The 17105-nt window shown below is 37.6% G+C and carries 14 protein-coding genes; 6 read left to right on the forward strand and 8 right to left on the reverse strand.

Annotated elements, in window-relative coordinates; genetic code table 11:
* Positions 1–12: 12 nt before the first annotated feature.
* Together mutS and cotE are read right to left on the reverse strand one after the other, a co-directional pair.
* Positions 13–2625, reverse strand: a complete 2613-nt coding sequence (gene mutS / locus AC4D4A_RS04220; protein ID WP_490994709.1) for a DNA mismatch repair protein MutS — start codon at positions 2623–2625, stop codon at positions 13–15.
* A 106-nt stretch (positions 2626–2731) separates the two neighbouring features.
* Positions 2732–3331, reverse strand: coding sequence for an outer spore coat protein CotE (cotE, locus tag AC4D4A_RS04225; RefSeq protein ID WP_490994710.1), 600 nt, complete (start codon positions 3329–3331; stop codon positions 2732–2734).
* Between the two features lie 484 nt (positions 3332–3815).
* Between cotE and AC4D4A_RS04230 the strand changes: the two genes are divergently transcribed.
* Both AC4D4A_RS04230 and AC4D4A_RS04235 read left to right on the forward strand, forming a co-directional pair.
* Positions 3816–4325, forward strand: a complete 510-nt coding sequence (locus AC4D4A_RS04230; RefSeq protein ID WP_490994711.1) for a DUF6141 family protein — start codon at positions 3816–3818, stop codon at positions 4323–4325.
* 229 nt (positions 4326–4554) lie between these two features.
* Positions 4555–5520: a bile acid:sodium symporter family protein gene (locus tag AC4D4A_RS04235; protein WP_490994712.1), complete on the forward strand. Its 966-nt coding sequence runs from the start codon at positions 4555–4557 to the stop codon at positions 5518–5520.
* Between the two features lie 121 nt (positions 5521–5641).
* Here AC4D4A_RS04235 and AC4D4A_RS04240 read toward each other — a convergent pair whose 3' ends face one another.
* The gene (locus AC4D4A_RS04240) at positions 5642–6076 is read right to left on the reverse strand and encodes a DUF4395 domain-containing protein (RefSeq protein WP_490994713.1); all 435 of its coding nucleotides are present in this window, start codon (positions 6074–6076) and stop codon (positions 5642–5644) included.
* Between the two features lie 520 nt (positions 6077–6596).
* On the opposite strand from AC4D4A_RS04240, the gene katA reads away from it, so the two are divergent.
* Entirely contained in the window at positions 6597–8045 is a 1449-nt protein-coding gene (katA, locus tag AC4D4A_RS04245) for a catalase KatA (RefSeq protein ID WP_490994714.1), read from the forward strand.
* 192 nt (positions 8046–8237) lie between these two features.
* Here katA and AC4D4A_RS04250 read toward each other — a convergent pair whose 3' ends face one another.
* Both AC4D4A_RS04250 and AC4D4A_RS04255 read right to left on the reverse strand, forming a co-directional pair.
* The gene (locus tag AC4D4A_RS04250) at positions 8238–8687 is read right to left on the reverse strand and encodes a hypothetical protein (RefSeq protein WP_490994715.1); all 450 of its coding nucleotides are present in this window, start codon (positions 8685–8687) and stop codon (positions 8238–8240) included.
* A gap of 190 nt (positions 8688–8877) precedes the next feature.
* Positions 8878–9159, reverse strand: coding sequence for a hypothetical protein (locus AC4D4A_RS04255; RefSeq protein ID WP_490994716.1), 282 nt, complete (start codon positions 9157–9159; stop codon positions 8878–8880).
* 393 nt (positions 9160–9552) lie between these two features.
* Between AC4D4A_RS04255 and AC4D4A_RS04260 the strand changes: the two genes are divergently transcribed.
* Positions 9553–11655: a 5'-nucleotidase C-terminal domain-containing protein gene (locus tag AC4D4A_RS04260; protein ID WP_490994717.1), complete on the forward strand. Its 2103-nt coding sequence runs from the start codon at positions 9553–9555 to the stop codon at positions 11653–11655.
* Between the two features lie 203 nt (positions 11656–11858).
* Positions 11859–12155 carry a hypothetical protein gene (locus AC4D4A_RS04265; RefSeq protein ID WP_490994718.1) on the forward strand — a complete coding sequence of 99 codons (297 nt, stop codon included), beginning with the start codon at positions 11859–11861 and terminating at the stop codon, positions 12153–12155.
* Between the two features lie 278 nt (positions 12156–12433).
* Here AC4D4A_RS04265 and AC4D4A_RS04270 read toward each other — a convergent pair whose 3' ends face one another.
* The 3 genes from AC4D4A_RS04270 to AC4D4A_RS04280 all read right to left on the reverse strand — a co-directional run bounded on the left by AC4D4A_RS04270 (position 12434) and on the right by AC4D4A_RS04280 (position 15698).
* Positions 12434–14449, reverse strand: a complete 2016-nt coding sequence (locus tag AC4D4A_RS04270; protein WP_490994767.1) for a penicillin-binding transpeptidase domain-containing protein — start codon at positions 14447–14449, stop codon at positions 12434–12436.
* A 160-nt stretch (positions 14450–14609) separates the two neighbouring features.
* Entirely contained in the window at positions 14610–15290 is a 681-nt protein-coding gene (locus AC4D4A_RS04275; protein ID WP_490994719.1) for an HAD family hydrolase, read from the reverse strand.
* A 126-nt stretch (positions 15291–15416) separates the two neighbouring features.
* Positions 15417–15698, reverse strand: coding sequence for a hypothetical protein (locus AC4D4A_RS04280; RefSeq protein WP_490994720.1), 282 nt, complete (start codon positions 15696–15698; stop codon positions 15417–15419).
* A gap of 375 nt (positions 15699–16073) precedes the next feature.
* On the opposite strand from AC4D4A_RS04280, the gene safA reads away from it, so the two are divergent.
* Entirely contained in the window at positions 16074–16676 is a 603-nt protein-coding gene (gene safA / locus AC4D4A_RS04285) for a SafA/ExsA family spore coat assembly protein (protein ID WP_490994721.1), read from the forward strand.
* Positions 16677–17105: the final 429 nt, after the last annotated feature.

Raw genomic sequence — 17105 nt, forward strand, 5'->3', positions numbered from 1 at the left:
GTTCTCTCCTCCCTACTTTAATTTTTTCTGTAATGCATATAAGGCGTTTAATGCTTCCAATGGATTCATCTCTAATATCGATAAGGATCTGAGCTCTTCCGCTACCTTCCATTCTTTCGATTGCCGGTTCACTGTGGATCCTTTTTCCTTTTTCTCTTCTGTAAAGAATGATAATTGCGCTTGTTCATTGACCATTTCTGCCTCAGTATCTGTTTTGACTGGCGGCGTAGGTTTTGGTTGCTTGTCCCCTTGCTCAAGGACGTTTAATATCTCTTGCGCTCGCTTAATCACCGTCTCCGGCATTTCTGCAAGCTTGGCAACATGAATACCATAACTGCGATCAGCTGGTCCATCGACTACTTTATGAAGGAAAATGACTGTGCCATTTTGCTCAATTGCACGAACATGTACGTTACTCAGCTTGCTGAGTTGATCAGATAGAGCTGTCAATTCATGATAATGCGTGGAGAAGAGAGTAGCTGCACCAATATGATGATGAATATATTCAATGATTGATTGGGCTAATGCCATTCCATCATAGGTTGACGTTCCTCTTCCGATTTCATCAAACAGAAGCAAACTGTTTTCTGTTGCATTCGTAATCGCATGATTTGCTTCAAGCATTTCAACCATAAATGTACTTTGTCCTGATATCAAATCATCTGCTGCACCGATTCGAGTAAATACTTGATCAAATATTGGAAGGATTGCTTCGTCTGCAGGTACAAAGCACCCGATTTGGGCCATAATCGCTGTCAAAGCAACCTGGCGCATATACGTACTCTTACCGGACATATTTGGTCCAGTAATTAATAAGATTTCCTTCTTTTTATCCAAGAAGCAATCATTCGGTACATATTCCTGCGCTTTTAAAACCTTTTCTACGACTGGATGTCGGCCATTTTTTATACTCATTTGGCGTGTATGAGAGAATTGTGGTTTTACATAGTGGTAACGTTCACTAATAGTAGAGAAGCATTGTAAAACATCCAATTCACTGATTTCCATCGCTAGTTTTTGCAGGCGAGGAATATAATCTTTAATTTGATCACGCAATTCACAGAACAAATCGTATTCAAGACCTGTACTTTTTTCCTCTGCTTCAAGGATGATTGTTTCTTTTTCCTTTAATTCTGGAGTGATATAACGTTCTGCATTTGCTAGAGTTTGTTTTCTGTCATATCGATCATCATTTAAGAGATGAAGATTAGCCTTAGTTATTTCCAAGTAATATCCAAATACGCGATTATAACCGATTTTCAGCGAACGGATACCCGTTCTTTCTCTTTCCTTTTGTTCCAACTGAGCGATCCAGGTTTTCCCGTTCTTGGAAGCATCGCGATAACGATCTAAATCTTCGTTATACCCTTCGCGAATAATACCTCCCTCTTTAATAGAAATCGGCGGGTTCTCATGCAATGCCTGCTCAAGTAAATCAGTCACTTCTTCACACGGATCCATCCGGGATGCGATTTGTTTAGCCGTATCAATAGGCAGTCTTCCAATTACATCAATAATAGCCGGTACTTGCTGCAGGGAACGCTTCAGCTGCAATAAATCTCGTGCATTAACATTACCGTAGGAAACGCGGCCTGTTAAACGTTCCAAGTCGTAAACTTCGTGCAATAGCTCACGTAGCTCTTCCCGTTCAAAAAATTGATTCATAAATGTTTCGACCATCGATAACCGAGCTTCTATTCCAGATTCACTGACTAATGGGCGTTCAATCCATTGCTTTAATCTTCTGCCGCCCATGGCCGTCTTCGTTTCATCAAGGAGCCATAAAAGAGAGCCCTTTTTGCCTTTTGAACGAATAGTCTCCGTTAGCTCTAAATTTCTTTTGGAATAGTAATCAATTTTTAAATACTGCTCTGTTTCATATAATTCAACTGGTTGAATATGTTCAATCGTTCTCTTTTGAGTTCGCTGTATATAATTGAGCAAACGGGCTACCGTGTGCTTCAAGTCTTTTTTAGGAAGCTCGTTAACCAGGTGGTTAAACTCTTCCTTCGGCTCCGAGTCGGCTTCATAAGAGATTGTGACAATCCCTCTGTCTTTTAATAACAATTCTTTTTCTTCGCCGATATCTGGCTGAACCACAACTTCTTTAGATCCTATAACGGAAACCTCATTTAAAACATCTTTAAAATTGGAAAAATGGGTTACTCGATTTTCGCCAGTCGTTAAATCAATATGAGCCACTCCAAATCCCAGGCCATCTATGGATGAAATAGTTGCAAGATAGTTATTCTCCTTTTCGGCGAGACTCTTTCCTTCCATCACCGTACCTGGAGTAATTAATTGGACAACTTCACGTTTAACGACCCCTTTTGCTGCTTTCGGGTCCTCTGTTTGTTCGCAGATGGCCACTTTAAAGCCACGATCTACCAGCGTTTCAATATAAGATTGCGCTGAATGATAAGGAACCCCGCACATGGGAATTTTTTGTTCTCCTCCACCATTCTTTGCTGTTAAGGTTATCTCTAATTCTTTTGATGCCTTAATGGCATCCTCAAAGAACATTTCATAAAAATCACCTAGGCGGAAAAACAAGAATGCATCTTGATAATCTGCCTTTATACTCAAGTATTGTTGAATCATAGGAGTATAGGTTGCTACTGCCATTTTCCCAAAACCTTTCTTTCAATCAAATATATAATAGAAGTATTATATCATAGGAGCCAAGCTCATCTAACAACAAAAAAACTAGAGAGTTTTTCTCTCTAGTTACTTAATCCCGCTTGCTTTTGCTTTTTTTCCTGCCTGATTCATAGGAGCTGGACTCTTCACTGGATGACTCACTATGATCAAGGAAATCAGGATTAATTTCCTCCAGTTCGTCATCATCTACCTCAAGCTCCCAGCTTTCCTCATCGGTGTCTGCATTTTCCCTGATTGAAACAGTTACTTTTGTTTCACCAATAATCTCCACTAAAAATTCACGTTCAACATGAACAGAAATTTTTTCACCATCTGGAGTTATTAGACATTCAATACAATTCGGTTGTTGAACCACTTTGGCTATGACTTCATTATCATCATAGACCGTTTGATCCCGATACTTTAATTTGATGGTATCTTTATACGGAACCTTTTCTGTTCTAACTTCTGTCTTCGTATTATTACTGTATGAATACCAAACATTGATATCATAATACCCTGCAATTTCTACCTTCTTACCTTGTTTCCTGGCTTCATACGTATGATTAATAATCCAGCAGCCCAGTATACTGGTAGGATCGTTATCCGGACAAACTGTATGATTTGCCTTGGTAAACTTACGACCCTTTGCCACTACTGCCTTCGTGATGATTTCTCTATATTGTGACATACAAGGTTACCTCCTCAACCATTTTCATTTCATCCTATGCATGATAAATGTCTAGCGTGCAAGTTAATTATCAGTTCAACAAGGATTGCATGCTACAGTTTATGCCCATGCTGAAGAAAGGTGACCTTGATTTAGAAATAGGAGCAAGTTATGCGGAATTTAAATAAGAAAGCTAGGAATGATAAAGTGTTACTACTCATTTCCCTTTACTATTAAAAATAGAGGATAGACTTTAAAGCTCTCAACAGATAAACAAGCATTATTACTGAACATATAATTAACAGAAAAAATGAGGCATTTATCTACGGAGATCATGCCTTTTTGAGTTTTAGTTTTATCTGGAATTAAAGGACAGATAGAATTATGACAGTTTTTTACTTAAATAGTACAATAAGGAGTATAAATAACACATATTTATAATAATACAAAAGTTCTGTACTCAAACATTAGTACTTAATTATGTAAAGAGGAGGAAATTATTATCATGAAAAAACAGGAGGATGTAATCTTTCGAGAAGTTCAATACCCTCGCCAACCCTTGCTATGGATTTTAATTATTGCTCTCGCTGCTTTATTTTGGTATGCATTTATTCAACAGGTCATTTTTGGAATTCCATTCGGTGATAAACCTGCATCTAATCCGTTTTTAACAATTCTTTGGCTTGTTTTTGGAATAGCAATCCCATTAGGACTATTACTGGGATTCTGTAAGCTAGAAACTGAGGTGCGTAAGGATGGATTGTATGTGCGTTACATGCCGTTTCATCTCCATTATAAATCATTTTTATTTAAAGATATGGTTCAATATTCTAGTATTACCTACAATTCGTTACTACGATTCGGAGGCTGGGGCATACGATTTAATTTAAATGGGGATTCTGCATATAATATAGGCGGCAACAAGGGAATAGAATTGCAATTAAGAGGAAATAGAACAGTAGTTTTGGGTTCACAAAATCCGGATGAATTAATAAAAGCATTAAATTCAAAGTGAATATTTTCCACCTTACTCGATATTATGTATGTTTCTTGAGTTTGATGGTGTATTTTTTTGCTTTTTCACAGAGATATTCGGAAATTATCTTTACTATATGTAGAGAAGTCAGCCAAAAAACTGTTTCTTTTGGATGTACCTCTTCACAATAAATTTTTAGACTATTGATTATATTCAGATATTAATATATATTTTCCCATATTAAACAAATTTATCCCTGAGGTGATATATGAAAGCTTTAGAACGTTTCAGTCAATTTGTAAGTAACACCTTTGCAGTATGGGTACTCATTTTTGCAGCACTTGCCTTCTTTATTCCAGATGGTTTTTCTTGGATTGCAGCCTATATTACCGTTTTATTAGGGATTGTCATGTTTGGGATGGGATTAACAATTTCACCTGCTGATTTTAAAGAAGTATTAACAAGACCGAAGGATGTTCTCATCGGTGTAGTCGGTCAATTCTTGATTATGCCCACATTGGCATTTTTATTGGTCAAGCTATTCGATCTTCCACCAGAAATTGCAGTCGGCGTTATTTTAGTAGGCTGCTGCCCAGGAGGAACGGCTTCTAATGTCATGACCTTTCTTTCAAAAGGAGATGTTGCATTATCCGTAACCATTACTTCCATCACAACATTGCTGGCTCCAGTTGTCACACCTGCACTCATTTTCTTATTCGCAAGCGAATACATCGATGTTGCACCTGCTAGCTTATTTATCTCGATTGTGCAAGTAATTGTTATACCAATCGCACTTGGCTTTATTGTTCAAAAATTGTTTAATAAGCAGGCGAAAGCAAGTGTTAAAGTAATGCCTCTTGTTTCTGTTATTGCCATAGTTGCTATTGTTGCAGCTGTAGTTGCGGCAAATCAGCAAAAAATTGCTGAAACAGGATTGCTTATTTTCGCTATAGTTATTTTACATAATGGCTTAGGCTATTTAATCGGATACTTATTCGGTAAATTATTAGGCATGAATCTGGCGAAAAGGAAAGCAGTCGCGATTGAAGTCGGTATGCAAAATTCTGGATTGGGCGCTTCATTAGCGGTAGCACATTTCTCACCTTTGGCAGCTGTTCCAAGTGCCATCTTTAGTGTATGGCACAATATATCAGGACCGATTTTAGCAACGATCTTCAGTAGAATGAAGGATAAAAATGAACCTGTTGTTCTGGATGAATCGCAATCTATTTAAGTTGGAGCCTCTGCAAAGCGATAGCCTTGCGGAGGTTTTTAATTAAGCCGTTAGCAACAATTCTACGATTCTGCCCAGAAAAAAGGATCCTGCGATAGCATGCAAGATCCTTTTCCTTCTTTTAAACTGTTTTATTTACTGATTTCTTATACCTATATTGCTGCCATTGAAAACGAATAAAGCAGCCAATACAAAAACCCAGAATAGCTACAAACGATGCAATTGCAACCATAGCTGTAAATACATATCCAGCAATCACCCAATCAAGCATAAAACTGATCAGTCCACCCGCAAGACAAATTACAGCGATTACTTGATTAAATTGTTGCTGAGCCCACTCTTCCGGAATATAATCAGAAGGTTTTTTTCTTAAAAATAATTTACCTGCTTGCATGATTGGATTGAATCCAAATAATAAACCCATAATTCCTGCAAGTAAGGGCAGTGCTAATATCCATTCAACACCTGTTACCCAAGTAGCTACTACACTAAGAAATATCACCCACTGATTTAAACGTACCAATGGTCTTGGAACCGTTCGCACAGTTTCCCCCATAATTTCACACCTCTCCAATAAGTATTATATGTTATTTCTCATCTTACTCTGTTTAACCATAATTGGGAAAGTAAAAGAATTTAATTAAATTATATTTATCATCAAATACTTTTAGTAATTAATTGTATGTATAGGAAGATTGATGAATCGTTCTAATTGACAGTTAGGAAGTTGATAAAGGATAATAATCTTCCCAATCATTTTGTGAAACAAATGTTCGACAAAATTTCCCTTACCACGTCATTTTATAAACTTGATATTTTCGTATTCTAATCAAAAAGACATAATTAAGAATACCTATTTCTTAATTGAGAATCTGCTCGCTAACTCTCCTGCTTGCTTTATTTTTAAAGGTAAGATCCCTTCCAATAAGAAGCCTTTCATAATAGTTCACATTAGCATTCTTTCATTAAACCTCCTTTTATTTATAATTATTTTAAATAAATAGTAGTTTTTAATTGATAATATTATAAAAAATAAATATAATAGGTTTATCTTACGAAAAAGGGTGGTATAACTAATGTCCAAAAAATTAACTACAAGTTGGGGAGCTCCTGTTGGAGATAACCAAAATTCCATCACAGCTGGAAGACGCGGACCAACTTTAATCCAAGACGTACATTTATTAGAAAAACTAGCTCACTTTAACAGAGAACGTGTACCTGAGCGTGTAGTTCATGCAAAAGGCGGCGGAGCACATGGTTATTTCGAGGTTACAAAGGATCTAACTGAATATACAAAAGCTGCTTTCCTATCTGAAGTTGGCAAAAAAACTCCTTTGTTCATTCGTTTCTCTACAGTTGCAGGTGAACTTGGTTCTGCTGATACATTACGTGATCCTCGTGGATTTGCAGTAAAACTTTATACTGAAGAAGGTAACTACGATATCGTTGGTAACAATACGCCTGTCTTCTTTATCCGTGATGCAATCAAATTCCCTGATTTCATACATACACAAAAAAGAGATCCAAAAACACATTTGAAAAACCCTAATGCTGTTTGGGATTTCTGGTCACTTTCACCAGAATCATTACATCAAATAACGATTCTTATGTCTGACCGTGGTATTCCTGCTACTTGGCGTCATATGCACGGATTCGGTAGCCACACATTCAAATGGACAAATGCTGAAGGTAAATCCGTATGGGTTAAATACCACTGGAAAACAGAACAAGGGGTAAAAAATCTATCTACTGATTTAGCTGCTGAGCTTGCAGGTACTAATCCAGACTACCATATCGAAGATTTACACAATGCAATTGAAGCTGGCGATTACCCTGCATGGAAATTATGCGTACAGATTATGCCGCTTGAAGATGCCAACACATATCGTTTCGATCCATTCGATGTAACAAAAGTTTGGTCTCAAAAAGACTATCCATTAATCGAAGTTGGCCGCATGGTATTAGATAGAAATCCAGAAAACTATTTTGCAGAAGTAGAACAAGCTACATTCTCTCCTGGTAATTTCGTTCCTGGTATTGATGTATCACCGGATAAATTATTGCAAGGTCGTTTATTCGCTTATGCAGATGCTCACCGTTACCGTGTCGGAGCAAACCATAATCACTTACCAGTTAACCGTCCTAAAGTTGAAGTTAATAACTATCAACGTGACGGCCAAATGAACCCAAGTATAAATGGCGGTTCTTCTGTCTACTACGAGCCAAACAGCTTTGGAGGTCCACAAGAATCTCCTGAAGATCAACAAGCAACATTTGAAGTAGAAGGTTATGCTGCAAGCACTTCTTATGATAATGATGACTTCTACACTCAAGCTGGAGATCTATACAGATTGTTAAGCAGTGAAGAACGCGCTAACCTAGTTAACAACATCGTTGGATCTATGCAAGGTGTAACTGTACCTGAAATTATCGAACGTCAAATCCAGCATTTCTACAAAGCTGATCCTGAATACGGAACACTTGTAGCTGCAGGACTTGGTTTAACAGTAACTGAAGAAGTTTAATAGAATAATTTAATCCTATTTAACATTCTCAATTAAATTCTCGTATTCTCAATTAAAAGAGGTACTGCTACTTGCAGTACCTTTTTTATAAGGTTGAAAGAAAACAGCCACATCCAGAAAAGTGGTGACTTTACTTATTATTCGATGAGCATAACCATTGCATGTTAACTTAGCCCTGTTATATATGGTAAGTTATCTAACCCCCTTCACCATCTGCCTGATTGCTCCCAAATGATAAGCTGCATGCGCCAATGTCCCTAGAAGAATAGTAGTTGAAGGAGAATCAATGTTTTGCATGCTATTAATACGGTCAATCATCTTCATGTATTCTCTATGAAGTTCATTCTTCATTTGCTCCCATTCATCTTTTGTTACCAATCCAATTTTCCAACTCTCATCCCAATTGAAATCCTGTCTATTCCCTTCTAATAATTGATTGTATGCCCATAAGTGGTAACGTGTATGATCTGTATGGGCAGCAATTGTCACACCTTCGACTAGTACAGAGGCTTCCACAGCGCTTAATGAATCAATAGTACCGAACAATCCACTCCCAGGCTTTGATTCAGTGAACCAACTCTCATTCCCTTTAGGTCCTTCAAACGTTTCACTTAATAAGGTTAAAATTCCTTCATTCTTCATTAATCAACCTCCTTTTATAAATGATTCTTCACTTAGAAAATAATAATTAATTTTACATTTGTCCTGTAAATTTTCACTTGTTAACCCTACACATATAAAGTTCTACCTTTTATATGAGTGCTAAGATACTAAGATAGCTAGTCAAAAAAAATGCACTGCAAGAGAAATATGCGGCGCCCCCTTCCAACTTCTAAGCCGTATTTTTCAACCAAGTAAGGACTCGAATAAAATGAAACGGCTCAAACCAGCTAATCAAAAAGAACACAATAAAAAAAGAACTGAGTGAAATGAATTTTAACCACCCTTCTTCCTGTTTTGCTATCGCCACAAAACTGAAAACGATTCCAACCGCAAAAGATATACTTCCTAAAAGAAATAAAAGCTCCACATGTTGATCTATACCTCTGGTTAAACCAAATAATATCAGCCCTGCAATCATCATTCCTATTGACCATAAACTAAATTTTCTCACTAATACACCTCCACTCATAAGAGTACCATCATTTGGAATAATATTACAAAACATTTTCTAATTAGATTTCATTCATATTTAATAACTTGGCAATGAAGGTCCATACCATTGTGAGAAAAGGATCTAATAACCTTTCTCCTTCATCCTTAATACATACGTTATGTGATATAAGTTTTTCCGGATGTCTATGGCATAATGATTAAGCAAACCTATACAGAAAACTAAGTAAATGCCTCTTGAAAAGAATTAATTACGTTATTATAAAAATTTGTTCATTAAAATATAGTTCGAATTTACCATTTATTTGAAAATTATGTCGATTGCCTCGAAAACTAATTATAATCAGATATGAGGCCTATATCTTGGCCATATCAAACAAAAGGGGAGCGATATATGAAGTATCGAGTGAAGTTTTATCGTATGTTGGCCATTATGACAATGGTTGTTGCGCTTGCTGGAACATTGGTTGCGCCGGCTGTGGATGCAAAGACAGCTGATCGCCAGAATGAAACACGTTTTATTCAGGAACTGGGCGTTTCGTCCCAAAGTATGAAGAAACAGAAATCCATATCTCGAATTGATGCAGCTGCTTTGATGGCACGCGCATTAAAACTCGATAACCAGAAAGCTCCAAAGACAAACTTTACGGATGTGCCAAAATCGTCCCAAAAAGCAGTAAACTCATTAGTCTATGCGGGTATTCTTGATGGAAAAAGCAAGAATAAATTTGGCAGCTTTGAGCCTTTAACTCGTGGAGAGCTTGCTGTTTGGATTGCGAAGGCTTTCGATTTGAAAGGAAGCACAGTAACAGACTTCTCTGATGTACCTGCTAAACAAGCGGAAAGAATCGGTTCTATCCTTCTATACGGTATCGCTGAAGCTATTTCCGATACTGAATTTGGATATAACCAAAAGGTTAGCTTATCTGAGCTCATTTCCATGCTGCAACTAGCCCTAAAAGCCCCAGATTATCAATTGCGCGTTCTTCATGTGAATGATACACACGCTAACATTGAAAATACACCACGACAAATTACCGCGATTGATGAACATCGCAATGGAAATACGAATAATCTTCTTCTCCATGCTGGTGATGTATTCTCTGGCACCCTTTATTTTAACGAATTTAAGGGACTAGCCGATCTTGAATTGATGAATCTAGCCGGATTCGATGCATTTACTTTCGGTAACCACGAGTTTGACCTTGGTACTGAGACTTTGCTGCCATTTGTTCAAAGCGCTGAGTTTCCAATTGTGAGTGCAAATGTAGATTTCAGCGATGATACCCTCATGAAAAGACTTCAGAATAACACATATACTGCTAAACCACATGATGGAAAAATATACGACGGTATCATTAAAAATGTAAACGGTGAGAAAGTTGGTATTTTTGGCTTAACGACAGCTGAGACTGCTAGTATTTCTAGTCCTGGGGATGTCAGATTCGAGGAATATATCAATTCAGCTAAGGCCTCCGTTAAAGCATTCAAGAAACAAGGTGTCGATAAAATTATCGCCCTTACCCATATTGGCTACAATGATGGCGGCGGTGACAATGACCTCGAGCTTGCTAATCAAGTCGAAGGCATTGACATTATTGTTGGCGGCCACTCTCATTCACAGCTGAATGAACCAGTCGTTGTAGATAAATACAAAGAACCGACTGTTATTGTCCAAGCAAACGAGTATTCCAAATATCTTGGTGAGCTTGATGTGAGCTTTGATAAAAAAGGAAAAGTTATCGCCTATGATGGCGAACTGATTAGCATTGACGCCAAGAATGCGGAAGGCTCTTATATCTTTGCCGAAGACCCGGCAGCAGGTCAAATCCTAGCGAAGTATAAGCCTGTTGTTGACGCAAAGAAAAAGCAAGTTGTCGGAACAACAGCTGTCGATCTGATTGGTGGCAATCCTGCTGCAAGGACAGGCGAAACTAATCTTGGCAACTTGATTGCTGATGGAATGCTCGATAAGGCAAAAGCCATCAATCCAAATACTGTCATCGCCCTACAAAATGGAGGCGGTGTCCGGACAACCTTAAAGGCAGGACCAATCACATTAGCTGACGTTATGACAGTCCTCCCCTTCAGCAATGCACTCGCAATCATGGAAATTAGCGGAGCGGAATTGAAAACAGCTCTAGAACATAGCGTTAGTGCTGCCCCAAGCGCTAGCGGTGGATACCTGCAGGTCGCAGGCATGCGCTTTACCTATGATAGCTCTAAACCAGTAGGCACACGCGTGCAATCAGTCGAAATAAACCAGAATGGTGAATATACTTCACTCGTGGATACACAGACCTACTTCGCTGCTACAAACATCTTCACTGCCAAAGGCGGCGATGGCTATTCTGTCTTTGCTGATATTTATGCAGATGGCCGCGTAAGCGAACCCGGCTTCGTTGATTGGGAGATTTTCTCCGATTACATCCAATCCTTCCCTGAACAAACTGTTTCACCTAATGTTGAAGGCAGGATTATGGATGTAGCTAATTAAAAAAACTTTTCGAGATAAGCAAATTAAAGGCATCAGTTTGAAACTGATGCCTTTTTTCAATGAATTTTACATTAATTTTGTTAACCTGAAATAAGTTTGCTGATGGGACATGCCTTTTTACTTATTCCATAAATACCCATTTTAACTTTATAATGAGATAGGATGTTCAATATATTAAATTTATTAGATAGGATGCGGTGATTATGGATTATATTAATTATACTGAGATTATCTTGAGGTACGCTCTCCTGGCAGTTTCCTTTTTTTGCATTTATGCAGTAACCAGGCAAGGAAGTAAAGGCGAACGCTATACAGCATTAGTAATCTACCTAGCTACCTTTGGCTTGTATACGTTCTTAATTATTGCTGAAGTGATTACCCCCTCTGAAGATGCGAATATCGGATTAGGTTTTTCTATATTGCTAATGGGATTTGTGAGCATTGCGGGAATCATCATAGCAGGTATAACCTACCTGGTGAGGAGAATTAAATCTCGTTAATCGATTTACATCACTTTTTTACAGATTAGTAGTTTATCTATTTAAGATGCAATCAAGAGATAGTAAATGACTAAAAGTATTGATAAGATAATGAATAAAATTATTAACTTGGAAAAACGCAGAAATAAAACCTGTAAAGCAGCCGTAAAAAAAGAAGCTCCCACCCTTATTTGCACGATACCCTGGATCGCGGACACTATTTGTCAGTGTCCGCGATCCAGTGGTATCGTTCATGTTCTGAATGGAAGCTTCTTTTCTATTTTTTGTTTACCTTTTAATTAATCAATTTCGGAGGAATCCCAATCCAAGAACGTCTTTTGAACAATGGATTGAACATTTTTACCGCCGCCATTATTTTGTACATCTTCTATTAACAGTGCCATGACAGCCTTCGGATTTTTTTGATCATAGGCTACGAATAACCCATTTTCAATGCCATCTTCTCCTTGTGTGCTTTTCAGCTCAGCTGTACCTGTCTTACCTGCTAATTCCAGTTTAGGTGTGTTTGCAGCTTTACCTGTGCCGCTTGTAACAACCTTTCTTAAGTCAGTTTTCAATGTTTTAGCCTGTTCACCAGTAATAAAAGAATCATGCCAAACAGCAGTTTCAGTATCAAGGTAAAGACGAGGCTTCATCAATTTTCCATCATTGACAATGGTACCGTAAATACTGGATAAATGAACTGCACTCATCAATACTTCTCCTTGACCATAGCCAGTATCAGCTAATAATTTACTGCTCTCCAATTTGCCACTGTTTGAATATTGTGATGCGCGGATAGGATATTCGAGTGAGAATTTTTCTTCGCCAATCCCCAATTCCTTAAACCCATTAATCAAATCAGTCTCACCAATCGAAAGAGCTGTCTGAGCGAAATAAATATTATCTGATATTTGTAAGGCAGTCTGCAGATTAACAGGTTTTCCTGGATCGCTTACCCTTGTAATAGAGGCATTTCCCCATTCTTTCCCTTTAGACCATTTTAATCCTTTAATATTCAGCTGTTTTTCTGGGTCAAGCTTACCCGTTTTTAAACCTATTGCTGCGATAATTGGCTTTATCGTTGAACCTGGCGAATAAGCGGCCGCAAATCGATTTAGCAATGGCTGTTTTTTATCATTTTCCAGCTGACTATATTTCTCTGAGCTAATTCCCAGTACAAAGTCGTTTGGATTAAACGACGGGGAACTTACAAGTGCCAATACATCTCCTGTAGTTGGATGTACCGCAGCAAATGTCCCCGCAGCTCCCTTCATATTTTGAAATGCTTGTTTTTGTAATTCAGCATCCAATACTAACCTAAAGCTTTCCCCATCCTCTGCTTCGGTTTCAGCAATGACAATAGGGTCGTCTTCGCGGTTAATATAAATGGTATAGCCATCCTTCGGACGAAGTTTATCCTCTAATAGTTGCTCAAGCCCTCTTTTGCCAATTATACTGTCATTTGAATAGCCTTTATCTTTATTTTTCTCTAGCTCTTCAGCAGTAATGGTACCTACATATCCTGTCAAATGGGCTGCACTTTCCTTATAGGGATATTCCCGAATCTCTTTTTCTTGGAAACTGACACCATTAATCACTTTTAATTTTTCAATCAGCTCTGTTTGGCTATTTTGGATTGTTTTAATCGGCACAAAATAACCTGGCTGCACCCAGCTTTGATTAAGCTGTTTATCAATATAGTCATCGCTAAGATTTAATAATTTTGTTAACTGAACTTTTTGGGATTCATCAAAGTTCTCTGGTGTTATACCTACAGTTTGAGCAATTCCATTTACCGCAAGCCCATTTCCATTACGATCAAGGATTTCGCCCCTTTTACCCGTTGTCTTTTTAATCCCAATCTTATCGTCTGGCTGCAGTTCAGGGAAAATATACGTTGTATCCCAATCTACATACCAATTCTCTTCCTTATCTTTCGTTTCAAGCTTCATAGTTACTTCTTTTTCAAATTCAATCGGTCCTGCAAGGGAATTCATTTTTACTTGAATAGGAAGTGTTATACTCTTTTGATCCTTCAGCTCTTTCTCATCCTTGAATGCGCTTTTAACTGATAAATCTGAAATCTCCAGATCTTTATAGACCTTTTGATATCGATCAACATATTGTTCCTTCTTAAACTTGTCTTTGGCTGAATCTGCTACATAGCCTGAATACATCTTGTCAAATTTTTGATCGTTCCACAGGTTTATGTATTCCTTCAATCGCTCTTCTGGACTGGCGGTATCATTACAACCAGCCAAGAGAAGAACCATTATTAACATTCCTATACTTCCCCATATGGTTTTTTTCACCTTCAACGTGAGAGCCCCCTTTCACATACAAGACTATTATACTAAACTAATCATTGATTTTCACAATGTTTCACCTTCAAAAAAATCTTGTAAACAAAAAAGACCTTTTAAATTTAACAACAAACAGTTAATTTAAAAGGAATTAATTGGAATAACACATTTATTTTTTATGTTTATTAATTGAATTTTCATGCTTATACTTTTTTATCAGTTTGATAAAATCAGGCAGAGTCTTACAAATATGAGAAGGCTTTGTTCCATACAGGCTCGTTTGAACTGTGCTAAACCATTGAGCTGCGATGGTTGTTACGTGCGCTGAAGCTCCTGCAGCGATATCAGCCTGGCTATCTCCAACAACTATGGCCTCAGATGAATCATTATGAAGTAAAAATAGTGATTTCTGTATTCCCTCAGGATCGGGTTTAGGTGCTTTAACTTCATCACCAGAAATGGTCACATCGAAATAGTCGTATAGATTCAATAACTCTAGTGAGAGCGTTAATGATCTTCTGCTCTTTCCTGTAACAATTCCCAGATTCATATCCATATCCTTTAATACATCAAGCATCTCCTGTATTTCGGTTAAGTATTCAAACTCACTATTATGCCCTTTTTCATAATGGTCATAAAAATCTTCTATGGCATGTTCTACTTTTTCTTTAGTACGTAAATGATTTCTTATAATAACATCCTCAATGGGACCAAATAATTTAATAATCTCTTCATCAGTTAAATTTCTTTGATCATATTTATTAAACACATACCTAAAAGCATCCAAACTAACAGGCAAAGTATCGGCAATAGTTCCATCAAAATCAAACAGAATGGTCTGGAGACTCACCGTGCCACTTCCTCTCTGTAATAACCCTATCAATAGCTTATTACCCTTTTTATAAGAAGGTTAATACAGATCTGAAAGAAAGATTTACTCCCACCAAATGAAAGCGCTTTAATTTAAATTAAAAAATTATTTATCATATTCATAAGCTATGTAAATCTGAGCGGCTTCTTCAGCAGATATCTGAAAAGACTCACTTGCCATTTTCATAAGCCGATTGTCATAGACTTCCGGATTATAATTAGGAGCTGTACTGAGATGAGCTTTTGCTTTCTTAATATATGTATGTACTGCTTTTTGCCCAACAGAACTCTCCATCTCCACCTTTTCGTTTTCCTTCATGGAACTTTCGGTAGCACTGCACCCTGTAAATAATAATGTTACACCTAGTGCAATTAACATCTTTTTCATTATATGGACCTCCCTTCCAACTATCTACTTCTAGTATAAAAGACTTATAGAAGGAACGTATATACTGTTTTTGAATTTGTCATATTTCATTATTTTTCAAATCAGAATTCAACACCTCTCTTACCTCCTATCTTCGTGGCAAAAAAGCCTCAGGCCTGGATGTTTATACTCTGACCTTTCGTGATGGGTTATTACCAAAATTAACTTCTCCCATTACTAGTTATATTCTAAATTCTATTATTTACTAATTTTGTATAAATCCCTTTCTAAAGGGGTTCAAATGGCAATATTAGTAGATTCCTGATATTGACAACCAATTCTCTTCCATTCTTTTATATAATCGAACCTGTAATAAAAATTTTAAGGAGAGGAAAGATGAAGAAAAAAATCACATCAGTTATACTCACAACCACTTTACTGCTACCTACAGCCTCCGCTTTTGCGGACTATCAATATACGGTTGTCTCCGGTGATACATTATGGAAGATTGCTGTAAAAACAGAGACAGGAATCAGCGAGCTTATTGCAGCCAATTCTCAAATTTCAAATATAAACTTGATTTATCCTGGTCAAAAGATCAATATTCCTACTCAAGACGATGTAAAAGCCTATGAGCAAGAAGTTATAAGGCTTGTCAATGTAGAAAGAGCAAAACAAGGTTTGCAGGAATTAAAATATGATTGGGAGCTTGCCAGAGTAGCTAGATACAAGTCAGAAGATATGAGAGATAATAATTACTTTAGTCATACTAGCCCTGTGTATGGTTCTCCATTCGATATGATGAAAAACTTTGGTATCAGCTATAAATCTGCTGGTGAAAACATCGCAAAAGGTCAAACAACACCTGAACAAGTTGTAAAGGCGTGGATGAATAGCTCAGGCCACAGAGCAAATATTTTAAGCTCAAAGTTTACTCATATTGGCGTAGGTTATGCGAAGTCTGGTCACATTTGGACTCAGCAATTTATCTCTAAGTAAAAAGAAAGCCTATTTTGGCTTTCTTTTTCGTTTTCTAAATCCCACCTTTACTTGTCTCAGGGGATAAACTAGCGGGAGAAACGATAGGTGTGGAGCATAGGTGTTTGATAGCTGCTTTCCTCCATCTTTGACACACCTTTGCTCCGCCTTTGACCGGGAATAGCCGGGGCATAGGTGCAGCATAGGTACAACATAGGTGTTCGATAGCTCTTTTCCCACACCTTTGACACACCTTTGCTCCCTCTTTGACCGGGGATAGCCGGAGCATAGGTGCAGCATAGGTGTTCGATAGCTGCTTTCCCACACCTTTGACACACCTTTGCTCCCTCTTTGACCGGGTATAGCCGGGGCATAGGTGCAGCATAGATGTTTGATAGCTCCTTTCCTACACCTTATACACACCTTCGCTCCTCCTTTGACCGGGAAGAG

Source organism: Pradoshia sp. Z5_111 (genome assembly GCF_058267535.1).

What these genes read in the sequence shown, in the direction of transcription:
- mutS (WP_490994709.1), bottom strand. Translation starts at nt 2,625, where the DNA reads ATGGCAGTAGCAACCTATACTCCTATGATTCAACAATACTTGAGTATA.
- cotE (WP_490994710.1), bottom strand. Translation starts at nt 3,331, where the DNA reads ATGTCACAATATAGAGAAATCATCACGAAGGCAGTAGTGGCAAAGGGT.
- AC4D4A_RS04230 (WP_490994711.1), top strand. Translation starts at nt 3,816, where the DNA reads ATGAAAAAACAGGAGGATGTAATCTTTCGAGAAGTTCAATACCCTCGC.
- AC4D4A_RS04235 (WP_490994712.1), top strand. Translation starts at nt 4,555, where the DNA reads ATGAAAGCTTTAGAACGTTTCAGTCAATTTGTAAGTAACACCTTTGCA.
- AC4D4A_RS04240 (WP_490994713.1), bottom strand. Translation starts at nt 6,076, where the DNA reads ATGGGGGAAACTGTGCGAACGGTTCCAAGACCATTGGTACGTTTAAAT.
- katA (WP_490994714.1), top strand. Translation starts at nt 6,597, where the DNA reads ATGTCCAAAAAATTAACTACAAGTTGGGGAGCTCCTGTTGGAGATAAC.
- AC4D4A_RS04250 (WP_490994715.1), bottom strand. Translation starts at nt 8,687, where the DNA reads ATGAAGAATGAAGGAATTTTAACCTTATTAAGTGAAACGTTTGAAGGA.
- AC4D4A_RS04260 (WP_490994717.1), top strand. Translation starts at nt 9,553, where the DNA reads ATGAAGTATCGAGTGAAGTTTTATCGTATGTTGGCCATTATGACAATG.
- AC4D4A_RS04265 (WP_490994718.1), top strand. Translation starts at nt 11,859, where the DNA reads ATGGATTATATTAATTATACTGAGATTATCTTGAGGTACGCTCTCCTG.
- AC4D4A_RS04280 (WP_490994720.1), bottom strand. Translation starts at nt 15,698, where the DNA reads ATGAAAAAGATGTTAATTGCACTAGGTGTAACATTATTATTTACAGGG.
- safA (WP_490994721.1), top strand. Translation starts at nt 16,074, where the DNA reads ATGAAGAAAAAAATCACATCAGTTATACTCACAACCACTTTACTGCTA.